This window comes from Streptococcus parasanguinis, assembly GCF_901875555.1.
GTDB classification, from domain to species: domain Bacteria; phylum Bacillota; class Bacilli; order Lactobacillales; family Streptococcaceae; genus Streptococcus; species Streptococcus parasanguinis_H.
The window spans coordinates 196,543-217,141 of the sequence record NZ_CABFMD010000011.1; the positions used below are offsets into that span (position 1 = coordinate 196,543).

Consider the following 20,599-nt stretch of genomic DNA (forward strand, 5'->3'; position numbering starts at 1 on the left):
AAATCCCGGGAAGGTTTTTATTTCTGGAAAGGGTCTCATCCTCTCTAGAAACAATCAGGTCCCTGTTTGAGGATTAAATATTACTATATAGGAATTTTAGAATGAAAAAAGCGAAACAAACGTTTGAAAAAATGACCAAATATTCGATTCGGAAATTATCTGTCGGGGTTGGTCCTGTTGCCATTGGAGCCTTTTTATTAGGGGGAACTCTCTTAGGAGCTCGTCCTGTACAAGCAGATCAGGTGACCTCACCTGCGAATGTGCACTTAGGTTATGTGACAGAAGAAGAGCTAACCGCTGAAGAAAAAGCACAGGTGATTCATGCAATTCCTGAAGACTATCAAAATGAAGATACCTTCTTTCTAGTTTATAAGAAGAAGGAGGCAACTCAGCCAGTGCTTCCCCAAACAGGAAGTCAGGAAGTGGCCCTCTTCGGTCTAAGTATAGCCACTGCTTCTTTTGCTGTGCTCTTACTTTCTAAAAAGCAAAGAAAGAAAGTCATGGCTGTTCTTTTGATTGGAGCCATGGGACAAAGTCTTCTGCTACCAAATGAAGTTGCAGCTTTGCAAAACCAAGTTTTACGCGCTTATAATCAGGATCTTTCGCTCTCATCTAGTAAAGATCTGGCAAATGGCGTGATTCATATTGACGGCTATGACTATGTTGGCTATCTGCGCTACCCGTCTATCCAAAAACAGAACTCACAAGAACCAAAAGCTATTCAGAGAATCCAACCATCTGCAGAGAGTTCTATCAAAACAAGTGCAGGGATTGCACAAATGGAACCACAAGCGCGTGTGACGCCAGAAGTCGCTCCAGCCTTTCCTCAAGTTGAAAAACCAAGCCTTGAAGTCTCTACTGAGCCTGTGCCGTTTGAAATTGTCAACCAAGCTGATCCTACATTAGCCAAAGGGCAAACCAAGGTGCTGACAGCTGGCCAAAATGGAGAGCGGACTATCTTGACGGAAGTGAGTGTAGTAGATGGACAAGAAGTTCGCAGAGTAGTTGAAAGCAAGCTCACTAAAGAACCGGTTTCGCAAATTATTGCTATTGGAACAAAGGAGGAGATTCAACAAAGTCCTCTACCTGCTCCAGTTGTAACAGCTAAGGGGACGCAGGAAGAAGGTCACGTGGGTGAAGCTCCTGTTCAACCTGAGAACCCAGCCTTTACAGGAGTATTGGAAGCCAAGGGAACGCAGGAAGAAGGCCATGTTGGCGAAGCTCCAATTCAGCCTGAGAACCCAGCCTATACAGGAGTAGTGGAAGCTAAGGGGACGCAGGAAGAAGGTCACGTGGGTGAAGCTCCAATTCAGCCTGAGAACCCAGCCTTTACAGGAGTAGTGGAAGCTAAGGGGACGCAGGAAGAAGGCCATGTTGGCGAAGCTCCAATTCAGCCAGAGAACCCAGTTTACCAAATAACGGAAGGAACAGTTACAGAAACAGAAACGGTGCTCCTTCCTTATGAAACTGAATATGTACCAGATGCGGACCGCTATACTGATGAAGAAAGTATCCTTCAAAAAGGAGAGGCAGGTAGCCAGGAAATTCGTCGTGTCTATAAAACGGTCAATGGTGAGAAAGTTGGAGAGCCTCTCAGCACGACAACTGAAACGGTAAAAGCTCCTGTGACAGAAAAAATTAGTCGTGGGACTAAGGCGATTGAAGGCCAAACAGAGGAAGTTGATTTTGAGGAAATTCCATTTAAGACGGTAACCGAAGAAGATGCCACCCTGCTAAAAGGAAGCGAAACGGTTTCTCAAGCAGGAAAAAATGGAAAGAAGAAAATCAGCAAAGTTTATAAGACCATTAAAGGTGTAAAAACTGCGGATGCTCCAACGGTTTCGGAGGAAGTCATTGAACAAGCCCAAGATCGGATCATTCAAAAAGGAACCAAAGAACTAGATAAGCCAACCTTGACTCTAACCAACCTTGATAAGGAAGAATTGAAGCGCAGTGCTAGGGCTTCCTATCATTTGGATAAACCAGAGGGGGTGACCATCAAGTCCATCCAGGCTGTATTGAAAAAGGGCGATCAAGTGGTGAAAACGTTCGCCCTTTCAGAGTCTGATTTAGCAGCTGCCTTAGCGGACTTGGACTACTACAAGGATTATACGCTGGCAACGACCATGGTCTATGACCGTGGAAATGGGGATGAAGAAGAAGTTCTCAAGGAAGAACCACTAAGACTTGACCTTAAAAAAGTTGAAGTCAAAAACATCAAGGAAACTAGTCTGATTAGCGTGGATGACCAAGGCCTTGAGACTGATCGTAGCCTCTTGTCAGAAACACCTTCAGATGTGAAACCTTATTACTTAAAGGTTACCACCCATGATAATAAGGTCACAAAACTGGCTGTTGATAAAATTGAAGAAGTGACGGTAGATGGAGCGACCTTATACAAAGTAACAGCCAAAGCTCCAGATCTGATCCAACGGACTGCGGACAACCAGTTTAGTGAGGACTATGTTCACTATATTGCGAAGCCCAAAGCTCATGAAGGAGATGTCTACTACAATTTCAACGAACTTGTAAAAGCTATGCAAGCCAATCCGACTGGTATCTTTAAGCTTGGTAGCAGTATGAATGCAAGTAATGTGCAACCAGCTGGCAAGTCTTATGTAACCAATGCCTTCAAGGGAATATTGGAAAGTACAGAAGGCAATACATTTGCCATCCATAACATTACGAGACCGTTATTTGGTAACATCGAAGGTGGTACTGTTAAGAATCTCTTGCTTGAAAATGTTAACATTGACATGCCTGGATTTGATCGAGTAGCACCAATCGCAGGTGTCATCAAAAATAATGCGACTGTCGAAAATGTTAAAGTAACAGGAAACGTTGTTGGAAACAACGATGTAGCTGGTATTATCAATAAAATTGATGGTAGTGGGAAGGTCAGTAATGTTGCCTTCATCGGGAAACTGCACGCTGCTGGCAATAAAGGTGGTTATCTGGCAGGTGTTGTTGGCGAGAACTGGAAAGGTATTGTCGAAAAGGCTTACGTTGATGCTGAAATTACTGGGAATAAAGCAAAAGCTGCAGGTTTAGTTTATTCTTCTCAAAATGGTGGGAATAACAATACGCTAGGTAAAGAAGGAGTTCTCAGAAATTCAGTTGCTAAAGGTTCTATTGAACTGAAAGAAGCGGTCCAATCGGGTGGATTACTAGGGACTAACTGGGCCTTAGGTGCTATTGAAGACAACATCACCATGATGAAAGTCAAAACTGGTGAGATGGTCTTCGGACACTCGGATATCGACGCAGATGATTACTTTACTTACTCAAGAACCAAACGCAATTACAGCGTGGAAGGCGTGAGTGAAGGGAAGAAAACCTATAACAACTCCCGTAAAATTCCTAGCATCTCTCTGGCAGAAGCTGAGCAGAGAATCGATGCAATGGGAATTACGGCTGATAAATTTACCAGCAGCAAACCGATTGAAGATACGCTCAATAATCTCGTTAACAAAGACGATCAATACAAGGCGATCACTGCTTACGATGCGACTCGTGAGCTAGCATACCGCAATATCGCTAAATTGCAACCTTTCTACAATAAAGAGTGGATTGTCGACCAAGGGAATAAATTGGCTGCAACTAGTCCTCTCTTGACCAAGGAAGTCTTGTCTGTGACCGCTATGAAGGGCAATGATTTTGTAACAGAATTGGCTGATGCCGACCACATTCTGATCCATTACTCGGATAAGACAAAAGATATCTTTAGCATTTCACCGAAAGATTCAAAAGTTAAACAAGTGAAAGAGTACAGTGTAGCTGAGCTAGGAGATGTGGTCTACACGCCAAATATGGTTGACAAAGACCGTAGCGATCTTATCAATGCTATCGTTGAAAAATTAAGCCCTGTTGAATTGCAATCAGATCCTATCTACACACATCTAGGTAGAACTGGTCCAAATAAAGTCAATGCCATTAAGAACCTTTACCTGGAAGAAACATTCAAAGAAGTCAAGGATAATCTGGCTCACTTTGTCAAACAACTGGTTGAAAATGAAGACCATCAATTAAACACTGATGAGGCTGCAAAACGTGCGCTGATCAAGAAGATTGATGACAACAAGGCTGCTGTTCTTCTTGGTTTGTCTTACCTCAATCGTTACTACGGAGTTAAGTTTGATAACTTCAATATCAAGCAACTCATGTTGTTCAAACCAGACTTCTATGGTAAAAATGTAAGTGTGTTAGACTTCTTGATTAAGATTGGTTCTAAAGAAAATAACATTAAAGGTGATAGAACTTTAGAAGCTTATCGCGAAACTATCGGTGGAGTTATCGGTATAGGCGAGTTAAACAGTTTCTTAGACTATAATATGCGCCTATTCACAGAAGACAAAGATCTAAATGATTGGTTCATCAAAGCCACGAAAGACAATGTTTATATTGTGGAGCCTGAGACTTCAAATCCAGCATTTGCTTCTGCCAAACACCGGGCATATGAAGGCTTAAATAACGATATCCACGGTAAAATGATCTTGCCGCTCTTGAATCTTAAAGATGCGCATATGTTCTTGATTTCAACCTACAATACCTTGGCCTATAGTTCCTTTGAAAAATATGGTAAAAATTCAGAAGCAGAACGGACTGCTTTCAAGGCTGAGATTGATAAAGTAGCCAAAGCCCAACAAGACTACTTGGATTTCTGGTCACGATTAGCAGCTGATAATGTTCGCAACCAGCTCCTAAAGAGCAATAATATGGTGCCAACACCGGTCCTTGATAATCAAAACTACAAAGGCATTAGTACAGACCGTTATGGCCATACGAATAGTGGTAAAGATGTCGCTCCAATCCGTGAATTGTATGGTCCAACCGATCGTTACCATGCGACAGATTGGCGTATGGGAGCAACTGCTCGCGTCTATGGAAATCCTTATAAAGATGATTCGGTCTTCTTCATGGTGACGGATATGATCAGTGATTTTGGGATTTCTGCTTTTACCCATGAAACGACCCACGTCAATGACCGGATGGTATACTTGGGTGGCTGGAGGCACCGTGAAGGAACGGACTTGGAAGCCTATGCTCAAGGCATGCTCCAAACACCATCCGTATCCAATCCAAATGGGGAATACAAAGCCCTAGGTCTCAATATGGCCTATGAACGACCGAACGATGGGAACCAATGGTACAATACCAATCCAAATGACCTCACCTCACGCGAGGAGATTGATCGGTATATGAAAGGCTATAATGACACCCTCATGCTTCTAGATTATCTAGAGGGAGAAGCTGTCCTCAACAAAGGAAGTCAAGACTTAAACAATGCTTGGTTCAAGAAGGTGGATAAACAATACCGAGGGGCTAACACCAAGAATCAATTTGATAAGGTGCGACCTTTGAGTGATGAGGAAAAAGCCATCACCTTACATTCAGTAGATGATCTCATCACCAACAACTTCATGACCAATCGTGATCCTGGAAATGGAGTCTATAATCCATCTGACTTTGGTTCAGCCTATGTGACTGTGCCGATGATGACAGGGATCTATGGAGGAAACACCAGTGAAGGAGCTCCAGGAGCCATGTCCTTCAAACACAACACCTTCAGAATCTGGGGTTACTATGGCTATGAAAAAGGCTTCCTAGGATATGCTTCAAACAAGTATAAACAGGAATCGAAACAAGCTGGACATGCCACTTTAGGAGACGACTTTATCATTCAAAAGATTTCTGATGGAAAATTTAACACTCTTGAAGACTGGAAGAAAGCTTACTTCAATGAAGTAGTGACTAGTGCCAAAAATGGACTTCAATCAATCGAAATCGATGGTACAACATACAATAGTTATGAAGACTTGAAACGTGCATTTGCTGAAGCAGTTGATAAAGATAAGGCTACTCTAAGTAACGGATCCGTCAAATTTGACAACACCGTATCACTGAAAGAAAAACTCTTTAAGAAATTACTTCAACAAACAGATAGCTTTAAAACTTCTATGTTTAAATAATCAATGGACTCTCATCTGCCTAGCAGGTGGGAGTTTACTTTTTAGGAAAATAGCATCGGGTGTATTGTATCAGAAGGATAGAAGGGGCGGAAGTATTTCAAAATAGGAGTTGATTGAAAAAATAAGGGTGAAGTTTCCCCCGTAGAATAGGACTTTTATAAAAGTAAAACGCTTACTTTATGAGGAAATATTTGACTATTAAATTTAATAGGAGTAAACTAATAAGGTAAAATTTATAAAAGGAGAATTCATCATGAATTTAACATTTTTAGGTCTTTGTTTAGCCTGTTTTGGTGTATCACTGGCAGAAGGTTTGATGATGAGCAGCTTATTGAAATCTGCGTCTCGTCAACCAGAAATTATTGGTCAATTGCGTAGCCTCTTGATTCTTGGTGTTGCCTTTGTCGAAGGTACTTTCTTCGTAACCTTGGTTATGGCCTTTATTATCAAATAGATGCTTCTGTTTTAGAAAAGGAGGTGTCAAACCTTGGAAGAAAGTATCAATCCAACGATTACTCTTGGACCTGTAACTTTTAATTTGACCCTACTTGCTATGACCTTGATTGCTGTTTTGGTGGTTTTTGGCTTTATTTATTGGGCCAGCCGTAAAATGACGATCCGACCAAAGGGCAAACAAAATGTGCTGGAATACGCATATGACTTTGTCGTAGGTTTCACCAAAGGAAATATTGGGGAACATTATATAAAGGACTATTCCTTGTTCTTGTTTGTTCTTTTCCTATTTCTTTTAGTGGCCAATAACATTGGATTGATGGCTAAAATCGAAACGACCAATGGTTACAATTTGTGGACATCACCAACCGCTAACCTTGGTTATGACTTTGCCTTTTCATTTTTGATCACCTTGATCGCCCATGTAGAAGGAATTCGCAGGCGTGGTGTAAAGGAATATTTGAAGGCCTTTGTGACACCTGGATTTATGACCCCCATGAATATTTTGGAAGAATTAACGAACTTTGCCTCCTTGGCACTTCGGATCTTCGGAAATATCTTTGCGGGTGAGGTACTAGCAAGCTTGCTTGTGACTTTATCGCATCAAGCTGTTTATTGGTATCCATTTGCCTTTATTGGAAGCATGGCGTGGACAGCGTTTTCGATTTTCATTTCATGTATCCAAGCCTATGTGTTTACCATGTTGTCATCAATCTACATTGGTAAGAAAATTAATGGCGAAGAGTAAGTAGAGGAGGAGTAGAAGAATGCATGTATCAATGAGTGAAATTATTGGTAACTTTATTCTCATTGCTGGTTCCTTCCTATTATTAATCTTTTTAATAAAGAAATTTGCATGGAACAATATCAATGGAATTTTAGAAGCGCGTGCCAAAAAGATTACAGATGATATTGATGGAGCAGAATCAGCTCGTCAAAAAGCTGAGGAACTAGCAAATAAACGTGAAGAAGAGTTGGCGGGTAGTCGCAAAGAAGCTGCGTCTATCGTAGAAAATGCAAAGGAAACTGCTGAAAAGAACAAATCGCAAATCCTTTCAGATGCCACTCAAGAAGCTGTACGTTTGAAAGAAAAAGCGCAACAAGAAATTGCGCACAACAAAGAAGAAGCATTGAACAGTATCAAAGGCGATGTGGCGGATCTTACTGTGCATCTCGCTGGAAAATTGTTGAGCCAACAGCTAGATGCTGAAGCTCAACGCCAACTGATCGATCGCTATCTTGATGAATTAGGAGAAGCCTAATGGACAAAAAGCAACTGATGGTGATTGAGAAATATACCCAGCCTTTTGTTCAATTGGTCTTTGAAAAAGGAGAACAAGACCTGGTCTTTGAAAAGTTAACCCAAATCAAGGGTGTTTTTGAGGAGACGGGACTTGCTAACTTCTTAGCTCATATCGGTGTAGAGGATGAAGAGAAAGCAAAAAGTCTACGACTTTTTCAACCCTCGGATTCACAATTACTCGACCATTTGATTGAAGTGGTTATTCTCAATCATCGTGAAGCCTTATTTTATGACATTGTAACGATCTGTTTGGATCAGATCCAACGACTGAGTAATGCTTTCGTCGTGACGGTTACGACAGCTACAGCCTTGGATCCAGCTCAAGAGCAAAAATTGGTACCCATTATCGAAAGAAAATTTGGCATTCAGGTTCGCTCAATCAAACAAAAGATCGATCCAGATTTAATTGGTGGCTTTGTCGTGACAGCCAATCATAAAACATTGGATACCAGTCTCAAACACCAATTGCAAGTCATAAAATCTAAATTGAAATAGAAAGTGGTGTGAATTTTGGCGATTAACGCACAAGAAATCAGCGCTTTAATTAAGCAACAAATTGAAAATTTCCAGCCAAACTTTGACGTCACTGAGACAGGTGTTGTAACCTACATTGGTGACGGGATTGCCCGTGCTCATGGTCTTGAAAATGCCATGAGTGGTGAGTTATTGATCTTTGAAAATGGCTCATACGGGATGGCTCAAAACTTGGAAACAACGGATGTCGGGATCATTATTTTGGGTGATTTCACAGATATTCGTGAAGGGGATTCGGTTCGTCGTACGGGTAAAATCATGGAAGTCCCTGCAGGGGATGCCTTGATTGGTCGTGTTGTCAACCCACTTGGCCAACCAGTGGATGGTTTGGGTGAGATTGTGACAGATAAATTCCGTCCAGTTGAAACACCAGCTCCTGGCGTTATGCAACGGAAATCAGTCTCAGAACCACTCCAAACTGGTTTGAAAGCCATTGATGCTTTGGTCCCAATTGGACGTGGTCAACGGGAATTGATTATCGGTGACCGTCAAACAGGGAAAACTTCGATTGCCATTGATACCATCTTGAACCAAAAAGGTCAAGATATGATTTGTATCTACGTGGCAATTGGACAAAAGGAATCAACGGTTCGTACCCAAGTAGAAACTCTCCGTAAATATGGAGCCATGGATTACACGATTGTCGTGACGGCATCTGCCTCTCAACCTTCCCCATTGCTCTTTATCGCACCTTATGCTGGGGTTGCCATGGCAGAAGAATTCATGTATAACGGTAAACATGTTTTGATTGTCTATGATGATTTGTCAAAACAAGCCGTAGCCTATCGTGAATTGTCCCTTCTTCTTCGTCGTCCACCAGGTCGTGAAGCCTTCCCAGGGGATGTCTTCTATCTTCACAGCCGTTTGTTGGAACGTTCCGCAAAAGTTTCAGATGAATTGGGTGGTGGTTCCATCACTGCGCTTCCAATCATTGAAACCCAAGCAGGGGATATCTCCGCTTATATCGCAACCAACGTGATCTCCATCACAGATGGCCAAATCTTCTTGCAAGATAGTTTGTTCAACTCAGGAATTCGTCCAGCCATCGATGCCGGATCTTCTGTATCCCGGGTAGGTGGATCTGCTCAAATCAAGGCCATGAAGAAGGTTGCTGGTACCCTTCGTATCGACCTTGCTTCCTATCGTGAGTTGGAAGCCTTCACGAAATTTGGTAGTGATTTGGATGCGGCCACTCAAGCTAAATTGAACCGTGGTCGTCGGACAGTGGAAGTCTTGAAACAACCTGTTCATGAACCATTGACAGTCGAAAAACAAGTCTTAATCTTGTACGCATTGACACATGGTTACTTGGACAGTGTTCCAGTGGATGATATTCTTCGTTTTGAATCAGAATTGTTTGATTATTTTGAAGCCCATCATGCAGGAATTTTTGAAACTATTCGGACAACGCTCGACCTTCCAAATGAAGAAGAACTGGATGCGGCCCTTACTGAATTTGTCAACCAGTCAAATTTCAAATAGAAATAGGAGTGGAAGATGGCAGTTTCATTAAATGATATTAAAAATAAAATTGCATCCACAAAAAACACCAGCCAAATCACCAATGCGATGCAGATGGTGTCCGCTGCCAAACTCGGTAAGTCTGAGCAGGCAGCCAAGGATTTTCAGGTTTATGCTGCTAAGGTTCGTAAGCTCTTAACAGACTTGCTCCATGGCCATGAAACAGAAAATACCAAGTCCCATCCTATGCTTGCGAGCCGTCCAGTCCAAAAGACAGCTTATATTGTGATTACATCAGACCGTGGTTTGGTGGGAGGCTATAATGCTTCTATTTTGAAAACCATGATGGAAATGAAGGAAGAATACCATCCAAACGGAGATGACTTTGAAGTGATCTGTATTGGAAGTGTCGGTGCGGATTTCTTCCGTGCGCGTGGGATTCAGCCAGTTTATGAATTGCGTGGCTTGGCGGATCAGCCTAGCTTTAAGGAAGTTCGTAAAATCATTTCAAAAACCGTTCAAATGTACCAAGAAGGCTTGTTTGATGAGTTGTACGTTTGCTACAACCATCATGTCAACAGTTTAACCAGCCAAATGCGGGTGGAGCAAATGCTTCCCATCATTGACTTGGACCCCAATGAAGCCGATGAAGACTATGTCTTAAATTTGGAATTGGAATCCAGTCGTGATGCGATTTTGGACCAATTGCTTCCTCAGTTTGCAGAAAGCATGATCTATGGGGCCATTATTGATGCCAAAACAGCTGAAAATGCTGCAGGTATGATGGCCATGCAAACTGCGACAGACAATGCCAAGAAGGTCATTGACGAATTAACGATTCAATACAACCGTGCTCGTCAGGCTGCGATTACTCAGGAAATTACTGAAATCGTTGCTGGTGCGAGTGCTCTTGAATAGGTGTCGGATACAATTTTTAATACAAAAAAAGCTTATTGTTAAGCAGTAGAAATTAGTTAGAATAGGAGAATGACATGAGTTTAGGCAAAATTTCTCAGGTCGTAGGTCCCGTCGTTGACGTTGCCTTTTCCGTAGGAGATAAACTTCCTGAGATCAATAATGCACTTGTAGTCTATAAAAATGACCAACAAAAATCAAAAGTCGTTCTTGAAGTAGCTCTTGAACTTGGTGATGGTGTCGTTCGGACCATTGCCATGGAATCAACCGATGGTTTGACACGTGGAATGGAAGTCTTGGACACTGGTCGTCCAATCTCAGTTCCTGTCGGAAAAGAAACCTTGGGACGTGTCTTCAACGTTCTGGGAGATACCATTGACTTGGATCAACCTTTTGCAGAAGATGCTCCACGTGAATCCATCCACAAAAAAGCCCCATCTTTTGATGAGCTTTCTACTTCAGAAGAAATTCTTGAAACAGGGATCAAAGTGATTGACCTCTTAGCCCCTTACTTGAAAGGTGGGAAGGTCGGCCTCTTCGGTGGTGCCGGAGTTGGGAAGACCGTCTTGATTCAAGAATTGATCCACAACATTGCCCAAGAACACGGTGGTATTTCCGTATTTACAGGTGTTGGGGAACGGACACGTGAAGGGAATGACCTTTACGGAGAAATGAAAGAATCAGGTGTTATCGAAAAGACTGCTATGGTCTTTGGACAAATGAATGAACCACCTGGAGCACGGATGCGTGTGGCTTTGACTGGTTTGACCATTGCGGAATACTTCCGTGACGTGGAAGGTCAAGACGTGTTGCTCTTCATTGACAATATCTTCCGTTTCACCCAAGCCGGATCTGAAGTATCAGCCCTTTTGGGACGGATGCCATCAGCCGTTGGTTACCAACCAACCTTGGCAACTGAAATGGGTCAATTGCAAGAACGGATCACGTCAACCAAGAAAGGTTCTGTTACATCGATCCAAGCCATCTATGTGCCAGCCGATGACTATACAGACCCAGCGCCAGCAACCGCCTTTGCCCACTTGGATTCAACCACCAACTTGGAACGTAAATTGGTACAATTGGGGATCTACCCTGCGGTAGATCCATTGGCATCAAGCTCTCGTGCCCTTTCTCCAGAAATCGTAGGAGAAGAGCACTATGCCGTAGCTTCTGAGGTCAAACGTGTCCTTCAACGGTACCATGAATTGCAAGATATCATTGCCATCTTGGGGATGGATGAGTTGTCTGATGATGAAAAAACATTGGTTGCTCGTGCTCGCCGGATCCAATTCTTCTTGTCACAAAACTTCAACGTTGCCGAACAATTTACCGGTCAACCTGGTTCATACGTACCTGTTGCTGAAACTGTTCGTGGCTTTAAAGAAATCTTGGACGGAAAATATGACCATCTTCCTGAAGATGCCTTCCGTGGTGTTGGTTCAATCGAGGATGTCATCGCCAAAGCTGAAAAAATGGGATTCTAAGAAGAGGTGAAAGATGAGTCAAATGAACGTCCAAATCGTGACACCCGATGGACTGGTTTATGATCATCATGCCGCATTTGTATCTGTCAAGACAATTGATGGTGAATTAGGGATTTTACCTCATCATATCAATACCATTGCGGTTTTGGCTGTAGACCAAGTAAAGGTTCGTCGGATAGACGATGACAAACATATTGATTGGATTGCAGTCAATGGTGGGATTATCGAAGTAGCAGACAATGTCATTACCATCGTTGCCGATTCTGCTGAACGCGCTCGAGATATCGATATTAGTCGCGCAGAACGGGCTAAACTACGAGCTGAAAAAGCGATTGAAGAAGCCAAAGATCAGCATTCGGTTGATATGGAACGTCGTGCTAAAATTGCTCTTCAACGCGCCATTAACCGGATTAATGTCGGAAATCGTTTATAACATATTCAAAATAAGGTGGAGGTACGTCCTCACCTTATTTTTGTTGGAAGTCAAATCAAAAGAAGAAACTAGAAAGCAAATATGATATAATAGCGATATGATTCAAATGATATTTAATCTTTCCAGCCATTTATTGTTTATCTTTTTTTCCTATTATTTACTCTTCAACTTGGTAAGATGGGAAAAATTTTTAAAAGTTAGTGCGGAAAATGCGATCAAAATTCGCTTCTTAATTCTGCTGTTCAGTGTTGCCTTAGGCTATTTAGCCAGCTCATTTTTTATTAGTATTTACGAGATGAGTCGGCAAATTTTTATTGGCCAATTCTAGCCACATTTTATAAAAAATATGGTATGATAGAAAGCGTGACTTTAAGAAATTGGAGAACAATCCCGTATGGAAAAAATAATCGTTAATGGTGGAAATAATCGACTAGTTGGAATCGTTAAAATTGAAGGGGCAAAAAATGCGGTCCTTCCTCTTCTTGCCGCAACCGTGCTTGCAAGTGAGGGTGTGACAACCTTGAAAAATGTGCCGGTTTTATCAGATGTCTTCACAATGAACAATGTCGTTCGTGGGTTGAATGCACAAGTGACCTTCAATGAAGGAGAAAATACGGTTGTCGTAGATGCGCAAGCAAAGTTGTCTGAGGAAGCACCCTACAAATATGTGAGTAAGATGCGGGCATCAATTGTTGTCTTGGGGCCAGTCTTGGCACGTAATGGCCATGCTAAAGTTTCCATGCCTGGAGGTTGTACGATCGGTAGCCGTCCGATTGACCTCCACCTCAAAGGTTTAGAAGCCATGGGAGCTGAGATTACTCAAGCCGCTGGTTATATCGAAGCCAAAGCAGATCGTCTTAAGGGGGCACATATCTATATGGACTTCCCATCAGTAGGGGCGACACAAAATATTATGATGGCCGCAACCTTGGCAGATGGCGTGACGGTCATTGAAAATGCAGCTCGAGAACCTGAAATTGTTGATTTAGCACTCTTGCTTAATAAAATGGGTGCGAATGTCAAGGGTGCAGGAACAGAGACTCTAACTATCGTCGGAGTGGAGAGCTTACATGGGGCAGTTCACAATGTGGTTCAAGACCGGATCGAAGCAGGAACCTTCATGATTGGGGCAGCCATGACCGGTGGAGATGTCTTGATCGAAGATGCCATTTGGGAGCATAACCGTCCGCTTCTTTCGAAGATGCAGGAGATGGGCGTTACGGTAACCGAAGAAGACAATGGCATTCGGATCCAATCAGATATTAGTAAGCTTCGTCCAGTATCCGTTAAGACCCTTCCTTACCCAGGATTTCCAACAGATATGCAGGCGCAATTTACAGCCTTGATGGCGATGGCCAAGGGTGAATCGACCATGATTGAAACGGTCTTTGAAAATCGCTTCCAGCATCTGGAAGAGATGCGCCGGATGGGGGTTCATTCTGAAATTATGCGGGATACAGCCCGTATCGTCGGTGGTGAAAGCTACCAAGGTGCTGAGGTCATGTCTACGGATTTACGCGCCAGCGCAACCTTGGTCTTGATGGGCTTGGTGGCTGAAGGAGAAACCAAGGTCAGCAAATTGAATCACCTGGATCGTGGCTATTACCAATTCCATGAAAAATTGGTAGCACTTGGTGCAGATGTGAAACGTGTAGAGGAAGTAGACGATGAAAACGAATCTTAAATATGTTGCAAAACAGCTAGGGATTGTCCTTCTTTTAGTTGTAATCGGAATCATGATTTTTGCGGTAGGATTGGTCATTGGCTATGGGGTGATTGGAGATGGAAAAAATCCATGGTCCATTCTTTCGCCTAGTACTTGGTCAGAGATTATTGGAAAGCTAACTGGCAAATAAGATTTAAATGAAATTGAGAAAAAGGAGAGCAGCGAATCGAGTCAGTGACCCATCTAGCGCTGCTCTTTTTTGGAGAAAGATATGACAAAACAAAAAGTAACCAAACGTACCAAACAAACCTTGGCAGGCTTTTTGGTCGCTACAGTCCTAGCAATTGGTGGCTATTTTATCCATCAACCAACTCAGAAAGGTGGAGGTGACCAGGTTGTTTCCGTGGTGACCAGTAGCCAAAATGAAACCCCTAGTAAGGAATTAGCCAGTTCTGTCCTGACAACTTCCGCTCGTTCACAATTAGGAGATCAGTTAGAGTGGAATGGAACGGGAGCCTTTGTGGTCAAGGGGAATCGGACCGATCTGGATGCCAGTGTCGCTAGTCAACCCTATGCGGATAACAAGACGAAAGAAGTACAGGGAAAGACTGTACCGATGGTTGCCAATGCCTTGATGAGCAAGGCAACACGACAATACCGGGATCGGGAAGCAACAGGGAGTGGTCAAACCGATTGGAAACCAGCAGGATGGCATCAGGTTCATAATCTATCAGGTGAATATGACCATGCGGTAGATCGGGGGCATTTATTGGGCTATGCTTTGATTGGCAATCTCAAAGGCTTTGATGCTTCGACCAGCAATCCAAAAAATATTGCTGTGCAAACTGCCTGGTCCAATCAGGCCAAGGACGAGGATTCTACAGGACAAAACTACTACGAGACCCTAGTCCGAAAAGCACTGGATAAGAACAAGCGGGTCCGCTATCGGGTAACCTTGATCTATAATCAACCGGATGATCTGATACCTCTAGGTTCTCAGATTGAAGCCAAATCGAGTGATGGGACGCTGGAATTTAATGTCTTTGTGCCCAATGTTCAAAGTGGGATCAGCCTGGATTACCAGACAGGAAAAGTAACCATCCATCAATAAGCAAAAAAGCAGGTTTATTTAAGTTATTTTTAAGTATGGAGTGGTATAATTGCATACCTTCTTTAAGAGAAAGGAGAATGTATGAGAACCATTTTTCGGTTTTTCAGAGGAATCCTTCGTATGGCTTGGAGTCTCTTTTGGGGATTTTTCTGGACTATTGCGATCAGTTTTCTCGTCCTAGTGGGGATCATCTATTTCACAGATTCTCCTAGTTCTGGTATGGATGGGGTTGGGCGAGCTGCCCAAAAGGTTGTCTATCAAGTCGGGAATTTATTTGGTGATCAGGGCTTTGCATCGCGCTTTGGAATGGCACCTAGCTCACAGACGACGCAGACGGACAATCATGAGCATAGTGGGGCTCGCTGGGACAAAGCAGAGGCCACGGTTTATCTAGATCCCAATATCAGTCAAACTTTTATAAAAGCCTATCGGGATGCCATTGAGGCTTGGAACCAAACAGGTGCCTTTACTTTCAAGCTGGTCACAAATGAAAAAGAGGCCAATGTGGTCTTGACCGAAATGGACAACGCATCCGTTTCTGCAGCAGGAGAAACTGCCTCTCAAACTAACCTCTTAACCAATCGGTTCACCCACATCACAGTTCGCCTCAATCGCCATTATCTGTTAAATTACGTTTATAACTATAGTTATGAACGAATTGTTAATACAGCTGAACATGAGCTAGGGCATGCCATTGGTTTGGACCACAATGATGGAGAATCCGTCATGCAACCGGCTGGCTCTTTCTATAGTATTCAGGATACAGATGTGGAAGCAGTCCGACAATTATACAAGGAATAATGAGTTTTAAAATACTTGCTAAAAGTTCTGGGCCTCAAGGGGCTCGGGATTTTTTGATGCTTCGTCTTCCCTTGTTTAATCCGTAAAAAGATAGTAAAATAGGGACATGATTATTTTACAAGCCAACAAAATTGAACGCTCTTTTGCAGGGGAGGTTCTTTTTGATCATATCAGCCTGCAAGTGGATGAACGGGACCGGATTGCCCTGGTCGGAAAGAATGGAGCCGGCAAGTCGACGCTCTTGAAAATCTTGGTCGGAGAAGAAGAGCCGACTTCTGGGGAAATCAATAAAAAGCGCGACCTTTCTCTCTCTTATCTAGCCCAGGATAGCCGATTTGAGTCGTCCAATACCATCTACGATGAGATGCTTCATGTCTTTGACGATCTCAGAAAGACAGAGAAAGCTTTGCGTCAAATGGAGCTTGAGATGGGGGAAAAAACTGGAGCCGATTTGGAGAAACTCATGCAGGATTATGACCGGCTATCGGAAGAATTCCGTCAGGCTGGTGGCTTTACCTATGAGGCGGATATCCGCGCTATTCTAAATGGTTTCAAGTTCGATGAATCCATGTGGCAGATGAAGATTGAGGAGCTGTCTGGTGGGCAAAATACCCGTCTGGCTCTGGCCAAAATGCTCTTAGAAAAGCCAAATCTCTTGGTACTGGACGAGCCGACCAACCACTTGGATATTGAGACCATTGCCTGGTTGGAAAACTATCTGGTCAATTATAGTGGGGCCCTTCTCATTGTTAGCCACGACCGGTATTTCCTAGATAAGGTCGCTACCATTACTCTGGACTTGACCAAGCATTCTTTGGACCGCTATGTCGGCAATTACTCCAGCTTTGTCGAACAAAAAGAGCAAAAACTTCTGACCGAAGCCAAGAACTACGAGAAGCAACAAAAAGAAATTGCAGCGCTCGAAGACTTTGTTAATCGCAATTTGGTTCGGGCCTCAACCACCAAGCGGGCCCAGTCTCGTCGCAAGCAGTTGGAAAAAATGGAGCGCTTAGACAAGCCTGAAGCTGGGACCAAGTCTGCCCATATGACCTTCCATTCCGATAAGACATCGGGAAATGTTGTCTTGACAGTAGAAGAGGCCGCTGTTGGTTATGACGATCAAATCCTGTCCGAGCCGATCAATCTGGATATCCGCAAGATGAATGCGGTCGCCATTGTGGGGCCAAATGGGATCGGGAAGTCTACTCTTATCAAGTCTATCGTCGGACAGATTCCTTTTATCAAGGGGGAAGCTCGTTTTGGGGCCAATGTCGAGGTGGGCTACTATGACCAAATCCAAAGTAAACTAACTCCTCATAACAGTGTCTTGGATGAACTTTGGAATGACTTTAAACTGACGCCTGAAGTGGAAATTCGCAATCGCCTAGGAGCCTTCCTTTTCTCAGGGGACGATGTCAAGAAAACCGTCGGCATGCTGTCAGGTGGAGAGCGGGCGCGCTTGCTTCTAGCCAAGCTGTCCATGGAAAATAACAATTTCTTGATTCTCGATGAGCCGACCAACCACTTGGACATCGATAGCAAGGAAGTACTGGAAAATGCCTTGATTGATTTTGACGGGACTCTTCTCTTTGTCAGCCACGACCGCTACTTTATCAATCGGGTGGCGACACAAGTCTTGGAACTCTCAGAAGAGGGCTCAACCCTTTATCTGGGAGACTATGATTATTATCTGGAGAAAAAAGCAGAGTTAGAGGTCCTTGCTGTAGCGCAAGCAGAAGCTGAGCCGGCTTCTTCAACGGAAGAAGTTACCAGCAATGACTATCACTTACAAAAGCAAAACCAAAAGGAACTCCGTAAAATCACTCGTCGCATTGAGCAATTGGAAGCGGAGATGGAAGAGTTGGATCAAAAAATCCAAGCCATCACCGAAACCATGCATAACACCAATAATGCAGAGGATTTAGTTCAATTGCAAAGCGAGCTGGACCAACTAACTGTCCAGCAGGAAGCGGTCATGGAAGAGTGGGCAGAACTGTTAGAGCAGGTAGAATAAATGGAAGATTTAGGCAAAGTTTTTCGTGAATTTCGAATGAGCAAAAATTATTCATTGAAAGAAGCTGCAGGAGAAGCCTGCTCGACCTCTCAGTTATCCCGTTTTGAATTGGGCGAGTCGGATCTGGCTACGTCGCGCTTCTTTGAAATTTTGGACAATATCCATGTGACTGTTGAGAATTTTATGGATAAGGCCAGAAATTTCCAACACCATGAGCATGTGGCCTTGATGGCTCAGATTATTCCGCTTTACTATGCAAATGATATTGCTGGTTTTCAAAGGCTTCAAGAGGAGGAACTTGAAAAAGCTAAGAGTTCGACCAATCCCCTCTATTTTGAATTGAACTGGATTTTGTTACAAGGGCTGATTTGCCAGAGAGATGCCAGCTACACGATGAAGCAGAGCGATCTGGACAAGGTGGCGGACTATCTCTTTCAAACGGAAGAATGGACCATGTATGAGTTGATCCTCTTTGGCAATCTTTATAGCTTTTATGATGTGGATTATGTCACTCGGCTTGGTAGAGAAGTGATGGAGCGGGAAGATTTCTACAAGGAAATTGGTCGCCATCGAAAACTGGTCTTGATTCTAGCCCTCAATTGTTACCAGCATTGTTTAGAACACCGTTCTTTTGAAAGTGCTAGTTATTTTGAAGCCTATGTGGAAAAGATTATCGGCAAGAGCATCAAACTCTACGAGCGCAATATCTTCCATTATCTTAAAGGTTTTGATTTGTACCAAAAAGGACAGTGTAAAGAAGGCTGTAGCCAGATGCAGGAAGCCATGCATATTTTTGACTTACTAGGTCTTCCGGAGCAGGTAGCCTATTATCAAGAGCACTTTGATAAATTTGTAAAACACTAATTTTCCCAAATAGGGGACAAAATGAAAACCTCTTTCATGTACTGATACAATAGTTTCAGAAAATGAAGGAGGTTTTTGTATGAATCGACATGCAGTCCAATTAATTGCTCGTGGAGCTATCGATAAAATAGGGAATATGCTCTATGATTATGGGAATAGTGTTTGGCTGGCCTCGATGGGGACGGTGGGAAAGACAGTATTAGGGATTTATCAAATTTCGGAGTTGGTGACAGCTATACTAGCTAATCCCTTTGGAGGCGTGATTTCAGACCGTTTTTCCCGTCGCAAGATTTTGATGACAACAGACTTGGTTTGTGGGATTCTCTGTCTGGTCATTTCTTTTATCAGAAATGATAGCTGGATGATTGGCGCTTTGATCTTTGCTAATATTGTCCAGGCCATTGCCTTTGCTTTTTCTCGGCCTGCCAATAAAGCTATTATCACAGAGGTGGTAGCAAAGGACGAGATAGTGACCTATAATGCACACTTGGAGTTGGTCTTGCAGGTTGTCGGTGTTAGTTCACCTGTGCTCTCTTTCCTTGTTTTACAATTTGCCAGTCTTCATATGACGCTCTTACTAGACGCTTTGACTTTTTTCATTGCTTTTGCTCTAGTGGCTTTACTTCCAAAAGAAGAACCAAAGGTTCAAGAGCATAAGAGTTTTACAGGGAAAGATATTTTTGCGGATATCAAAGATGGCTTGCACTATATCAGGCATCAAAAAGAAATTTTCTTTCTCTTGTTAGTGGCTTCTAGTGTTAATTTCTTTTTTGCAGCCTTTGAGTTTTTGCTCCCTTTTTCAAATAAACTTTATGGTGTAGACGGAGCCTATGCGACTATCTTAACTATGGGTGCGATTGGCTCCATCATCGGAGCCCTCATAGCCAATAAATTTAAATCCAGCATGAAGATGCTTTTATTCTTAATGATTTTAACAGGAGTAGGAGTTTTCGTGATGGGCTTGCCACTGCCCAATTTTCTAACTTTTTCAGGAAACCTAGTTTGTGAACTTTTCATGACAATTTTTAATATTCACTTCTTCACGCAGGTACAGACCAAGGTTGACGGAGAATATCTGGGGAGAGTCTTAAGTGCTATTTTTACCCTAGCCATTCTCTTTATGCCTGTGGCTAAAGGCTTGATGACCTGGTTACCAAGTGTCCGAGTAGAATCCTTTCTCCTAATTGGAGCTGGAGTTATTCTCTTTTCACTCCTAGCTCAACTAGTAGCCAAGCAGCTACAAGCAAAAAATCATTAGAACTACATCAAAAAAGCACCGATTGGTGCTTTTTTAGTCTTTTAATTTTCTTCTTTTGCCATTTTTTGTCCCAACTGCTTTTTGGCTGACTTGAGTTCATTTTTTAGTGAAAAGTCTTTTGGGAGGCTAACCAAGAAGGTAACCAAGGAACCCAACAAAACACAGATTAAGATCAAAATAATTAATGGCAGTTTGAATTGGATCAGTAGAAAATTTACTGTCACAGTCTGCATATTGGCTAGTGAAATGATCGCAATCAATAAAATGGATATCAACAGTGCGACATATTGAACTTTCTTTTTCGTCATTTGTATCTCCTCATAAATGGTGGCT

The 20,599-nt window shown here is 42.8% G+C and carries 18 protein-coding genes; 17 read left to right on the forward strand and 1 reads right to left on the reverse strand.

Annotated elements, in window-relative coordinates; all coding sequences use genetic code 11:
• The first annotated feature begins 101 nt into the window (after nucleotides 1-101).
• The 17 genes from JX304_RS03625 to JX304_RS03705 all read left to right on the forward strand — a co-directional run bounded on the left by JX304_RS03625 (nucleotide 102) and on the right by JX304_RS03705 (nucleotide 20,266).
• A complete protein-coding gene (locus JX304_RS03625; protein WP_205011307.1) occupies nucleotides 102-5,969 on the forward strand; it encodes a ZmpA/ZmpB/ZmpC family metallo-endopeptidase in 5,868 nt (1,955 codons plus the stop codon).
• Between the two features lie 253 nt (nucleotides 5,970-6,222).
• A complete protein-coding gene (locus JX304_RS03630; RefSeq protein WP_003006433.1) occupies nucleotides 6,223-6,423 on the forward strand; it encodes a F0F1 ATP synthase subunit C in 201 nt (66 codons plus the stop codon).
• A gap of 33 nt (nucleotides 6,424-6,456) precedes the next feature.
• Complete coding sequence (atpB, locus tag JX304_RS03635) at nucleotides 6,457-7,170, forward strand: F0F1 ATP synthase subunit A (protein ID WP_118397048.1); 714 nt, start codon at nucleotides 6,457-6,459, stop codon at nucleotides 7,168-7,170.
• A 19-nt stretch (nucleotides 7,171-7,189) separates the two neighbouring features.
• Entirely contained in the window at nucleotides 7,190-7,684 is a 495-nt protein-coding gene (atpF, locus tag JX304_RS03640) for a F0F1 ATP synthase subunit B (protein WP_049490536.1), read from the forward strand.
• On the forward strand, nucleotides 7,684-8,220 hold the full coding sequence (locus JX304_RS03645; RefSeq protein WP_205011308.1) for a F0F1 ATP synthase subunit delta: 537 nt from the start codon (nucleotides 7,684-7,686) through the stop codon (nucleotides 8,218-8,220). The genes atpF and JX304_RS03645 overlap by 1 nt, the downstream gene beginning before the upstream one ends.
• Nucleotides 8,221-8,235: 15 nt before the next feature.
• Complete coding sequence (atpA, locus tag JX304_RS03650) at nucleotides 8,236-9,741, forward strand: F0F1 ATP synthase subunit alpha (protein ID WP_200772305.1); 1,506 nt, start codon at nucleotides 8,236-8,238, stop codon at nucleotides 9,739-9,741.
• 15 nt (nucleotides 9,742-9,756) lie between these two features.
• On the forward strand, nucleotides 9,757-10,638 hold the full coding sequence (locus JX304_RS03655) for a F0F1 ATP synthase subunit gamma (RefSeq protein WP_187539308.1): 882 nt from the start codon (nucleotides 9,757-9,759) through the stop codon (nucleotides 10,636-10,638).
• A 74-nt stretch (nucleotides 10,639-10,712) separates the two neighbouring features.
• Complete coding sequence (gene atpD / locus JX304_RS03660; protein WP_187539306.1) at nucleotides 10,713-12,119, forward strand: F0F1 ATP synthase subunit beta; 1,407 nt, start codon at nucleotides 10,713-10,715, stop codon at nucleotides 12,117-12,119.
• Between the two features lie 13 nt (nucleotides 12,120-12,132).
• Entirely contained in the window at nucleotides 12,133-12,552 is a 420-nt protein-coding gene (locus JX304_RS03665) for a F0F1 ATP synthase subunit epsilon (RefSeq protein ID WP_200772307.1), read from the forward strand.
• Nucleotides 12,553-12,649: 97 nt separating this feature from the next.
• Nucleotides 12,650-12,880 carry a DUF1146 family protein gene (locus JX304_RS03670; RefSeq protein ID WP_205011309.1) on the forward strand — a complete coding sequence of 77 codons (231 nt, stop codon included), beginning with the start codon at nucleotides 12,650-12,652 and terminating at the stop codon, nucleotides 12,878-12,880.
• Nucleotides 12,881-12,946: 66 nt separating this feature from the next.
• Complete coding sequence (gene murA, locus JX304_RS03675; protein WP_205011310.1) at nucleotides 12,947-14,236, forward strand: UDP-N-acetylglucosamine 1-carboxyvinyltransferase; 1,290 nt, start codon at nucleotides 12,947-12,949, stop codon at nucleotides 14,234-14,236.
• A complete protein-coding gene (locus tag JX304_RS03680) occupies nucleotides 14,220-14,408 on the forward strand; it encodes a DNA-directed RNA polymerase subunit beta (protein WP_205011311.1) in 189 nt (62 codons plus the stop codon). Before murA ends, JX304_RS03680 begins: the two co-directional genes overlap by 17 nt.
• 81 nt (nucleotides 14,409-14,489) lie before the next feature.
• On the forward strand, nucleotides 14,490-15,329 hold the full coding sequence (locus JX304_RS03685; protein WP_205011312.1) for a DNA/RNA non-specific endonuclease: 840 nt from the start codon (nucleotides 14,490-14,492) through the stop codon (nucleotides 15,327-15,329).
• An 81-nt stretch (nucleotides 15,330-15,410) separates the two neighbouring features.
• The gene (locus JX304_RS03690; protein ID WP_205011313.1) at nucleotides 15,411-16,130 is read left to right on the forward strand and encodes a matrixin family metalloprotease; all 720 of its coding nucleotides are present in this window, start codon (nucleotides 15,411-15,413) and stop codon (nucleotides 16,128-16,130) included.
• A gap of 106 nt (nucleotides 16,131-16,236) precedes the next feature.
• The gene (locus JX304_RS03695) at nucleotides 16,237-18,144 is read left to right on the forward strand and encodes an ABC-F family ATP-binding cassette domain-containing protein (RefSeq protein WP_205011314.1); all 1,908 of its coding nucleotides are present in this window, start codon (nucleotides 16,237-16,239) and stop codon (nucleotides 18,142-18,144) included.
• Nucleotides 18,145-19,008 carry an XRE/MutR family transcriptional regulator gene (locus JX304_RS03700; protein WP_205011315.1) on the forward strand — a complete coding sequence of 288 codons (864 nt, stop codon included), beginning with the start codon at nucleotides 18,145-18,147 and terminating at the stop codon, nucleotides 19,006-19,008.
• Nucleotides 19,009-19,087: 79 nt separating this feature from the next.
• Nucleotides 19,088-20,266: an MFS transporter gene (locus JX304_RS03705; protein WP_205011316.1), complete on the forward strand. Its 1,179-nt coding sequence runs from the start codon at nucleotides 19,088-19,090 to the stop codon at nucleotides 20,264-20,266.
• Between the two features lie 41 nt (nucleotides 20,267-20,307).
• Here the strand turns inward: JX304_RS03705 and JX304_RS03710 are convergent, their stop codons facing one another.
• Nucleotides 20,308-20,574, reverse strand: a complete 267-nt coding sequence (locus JX304_RS03710; protein ID WP_205011317.1) for a lipopolysaccharide assembly protein LapA domain-containing protein — start codon at nucleotides 20,572-20,574, stop codon at nucleotides 20,308-20,310.
• Nucleotides 20,575-20,599: the final 25 nt, after the last annotated feature.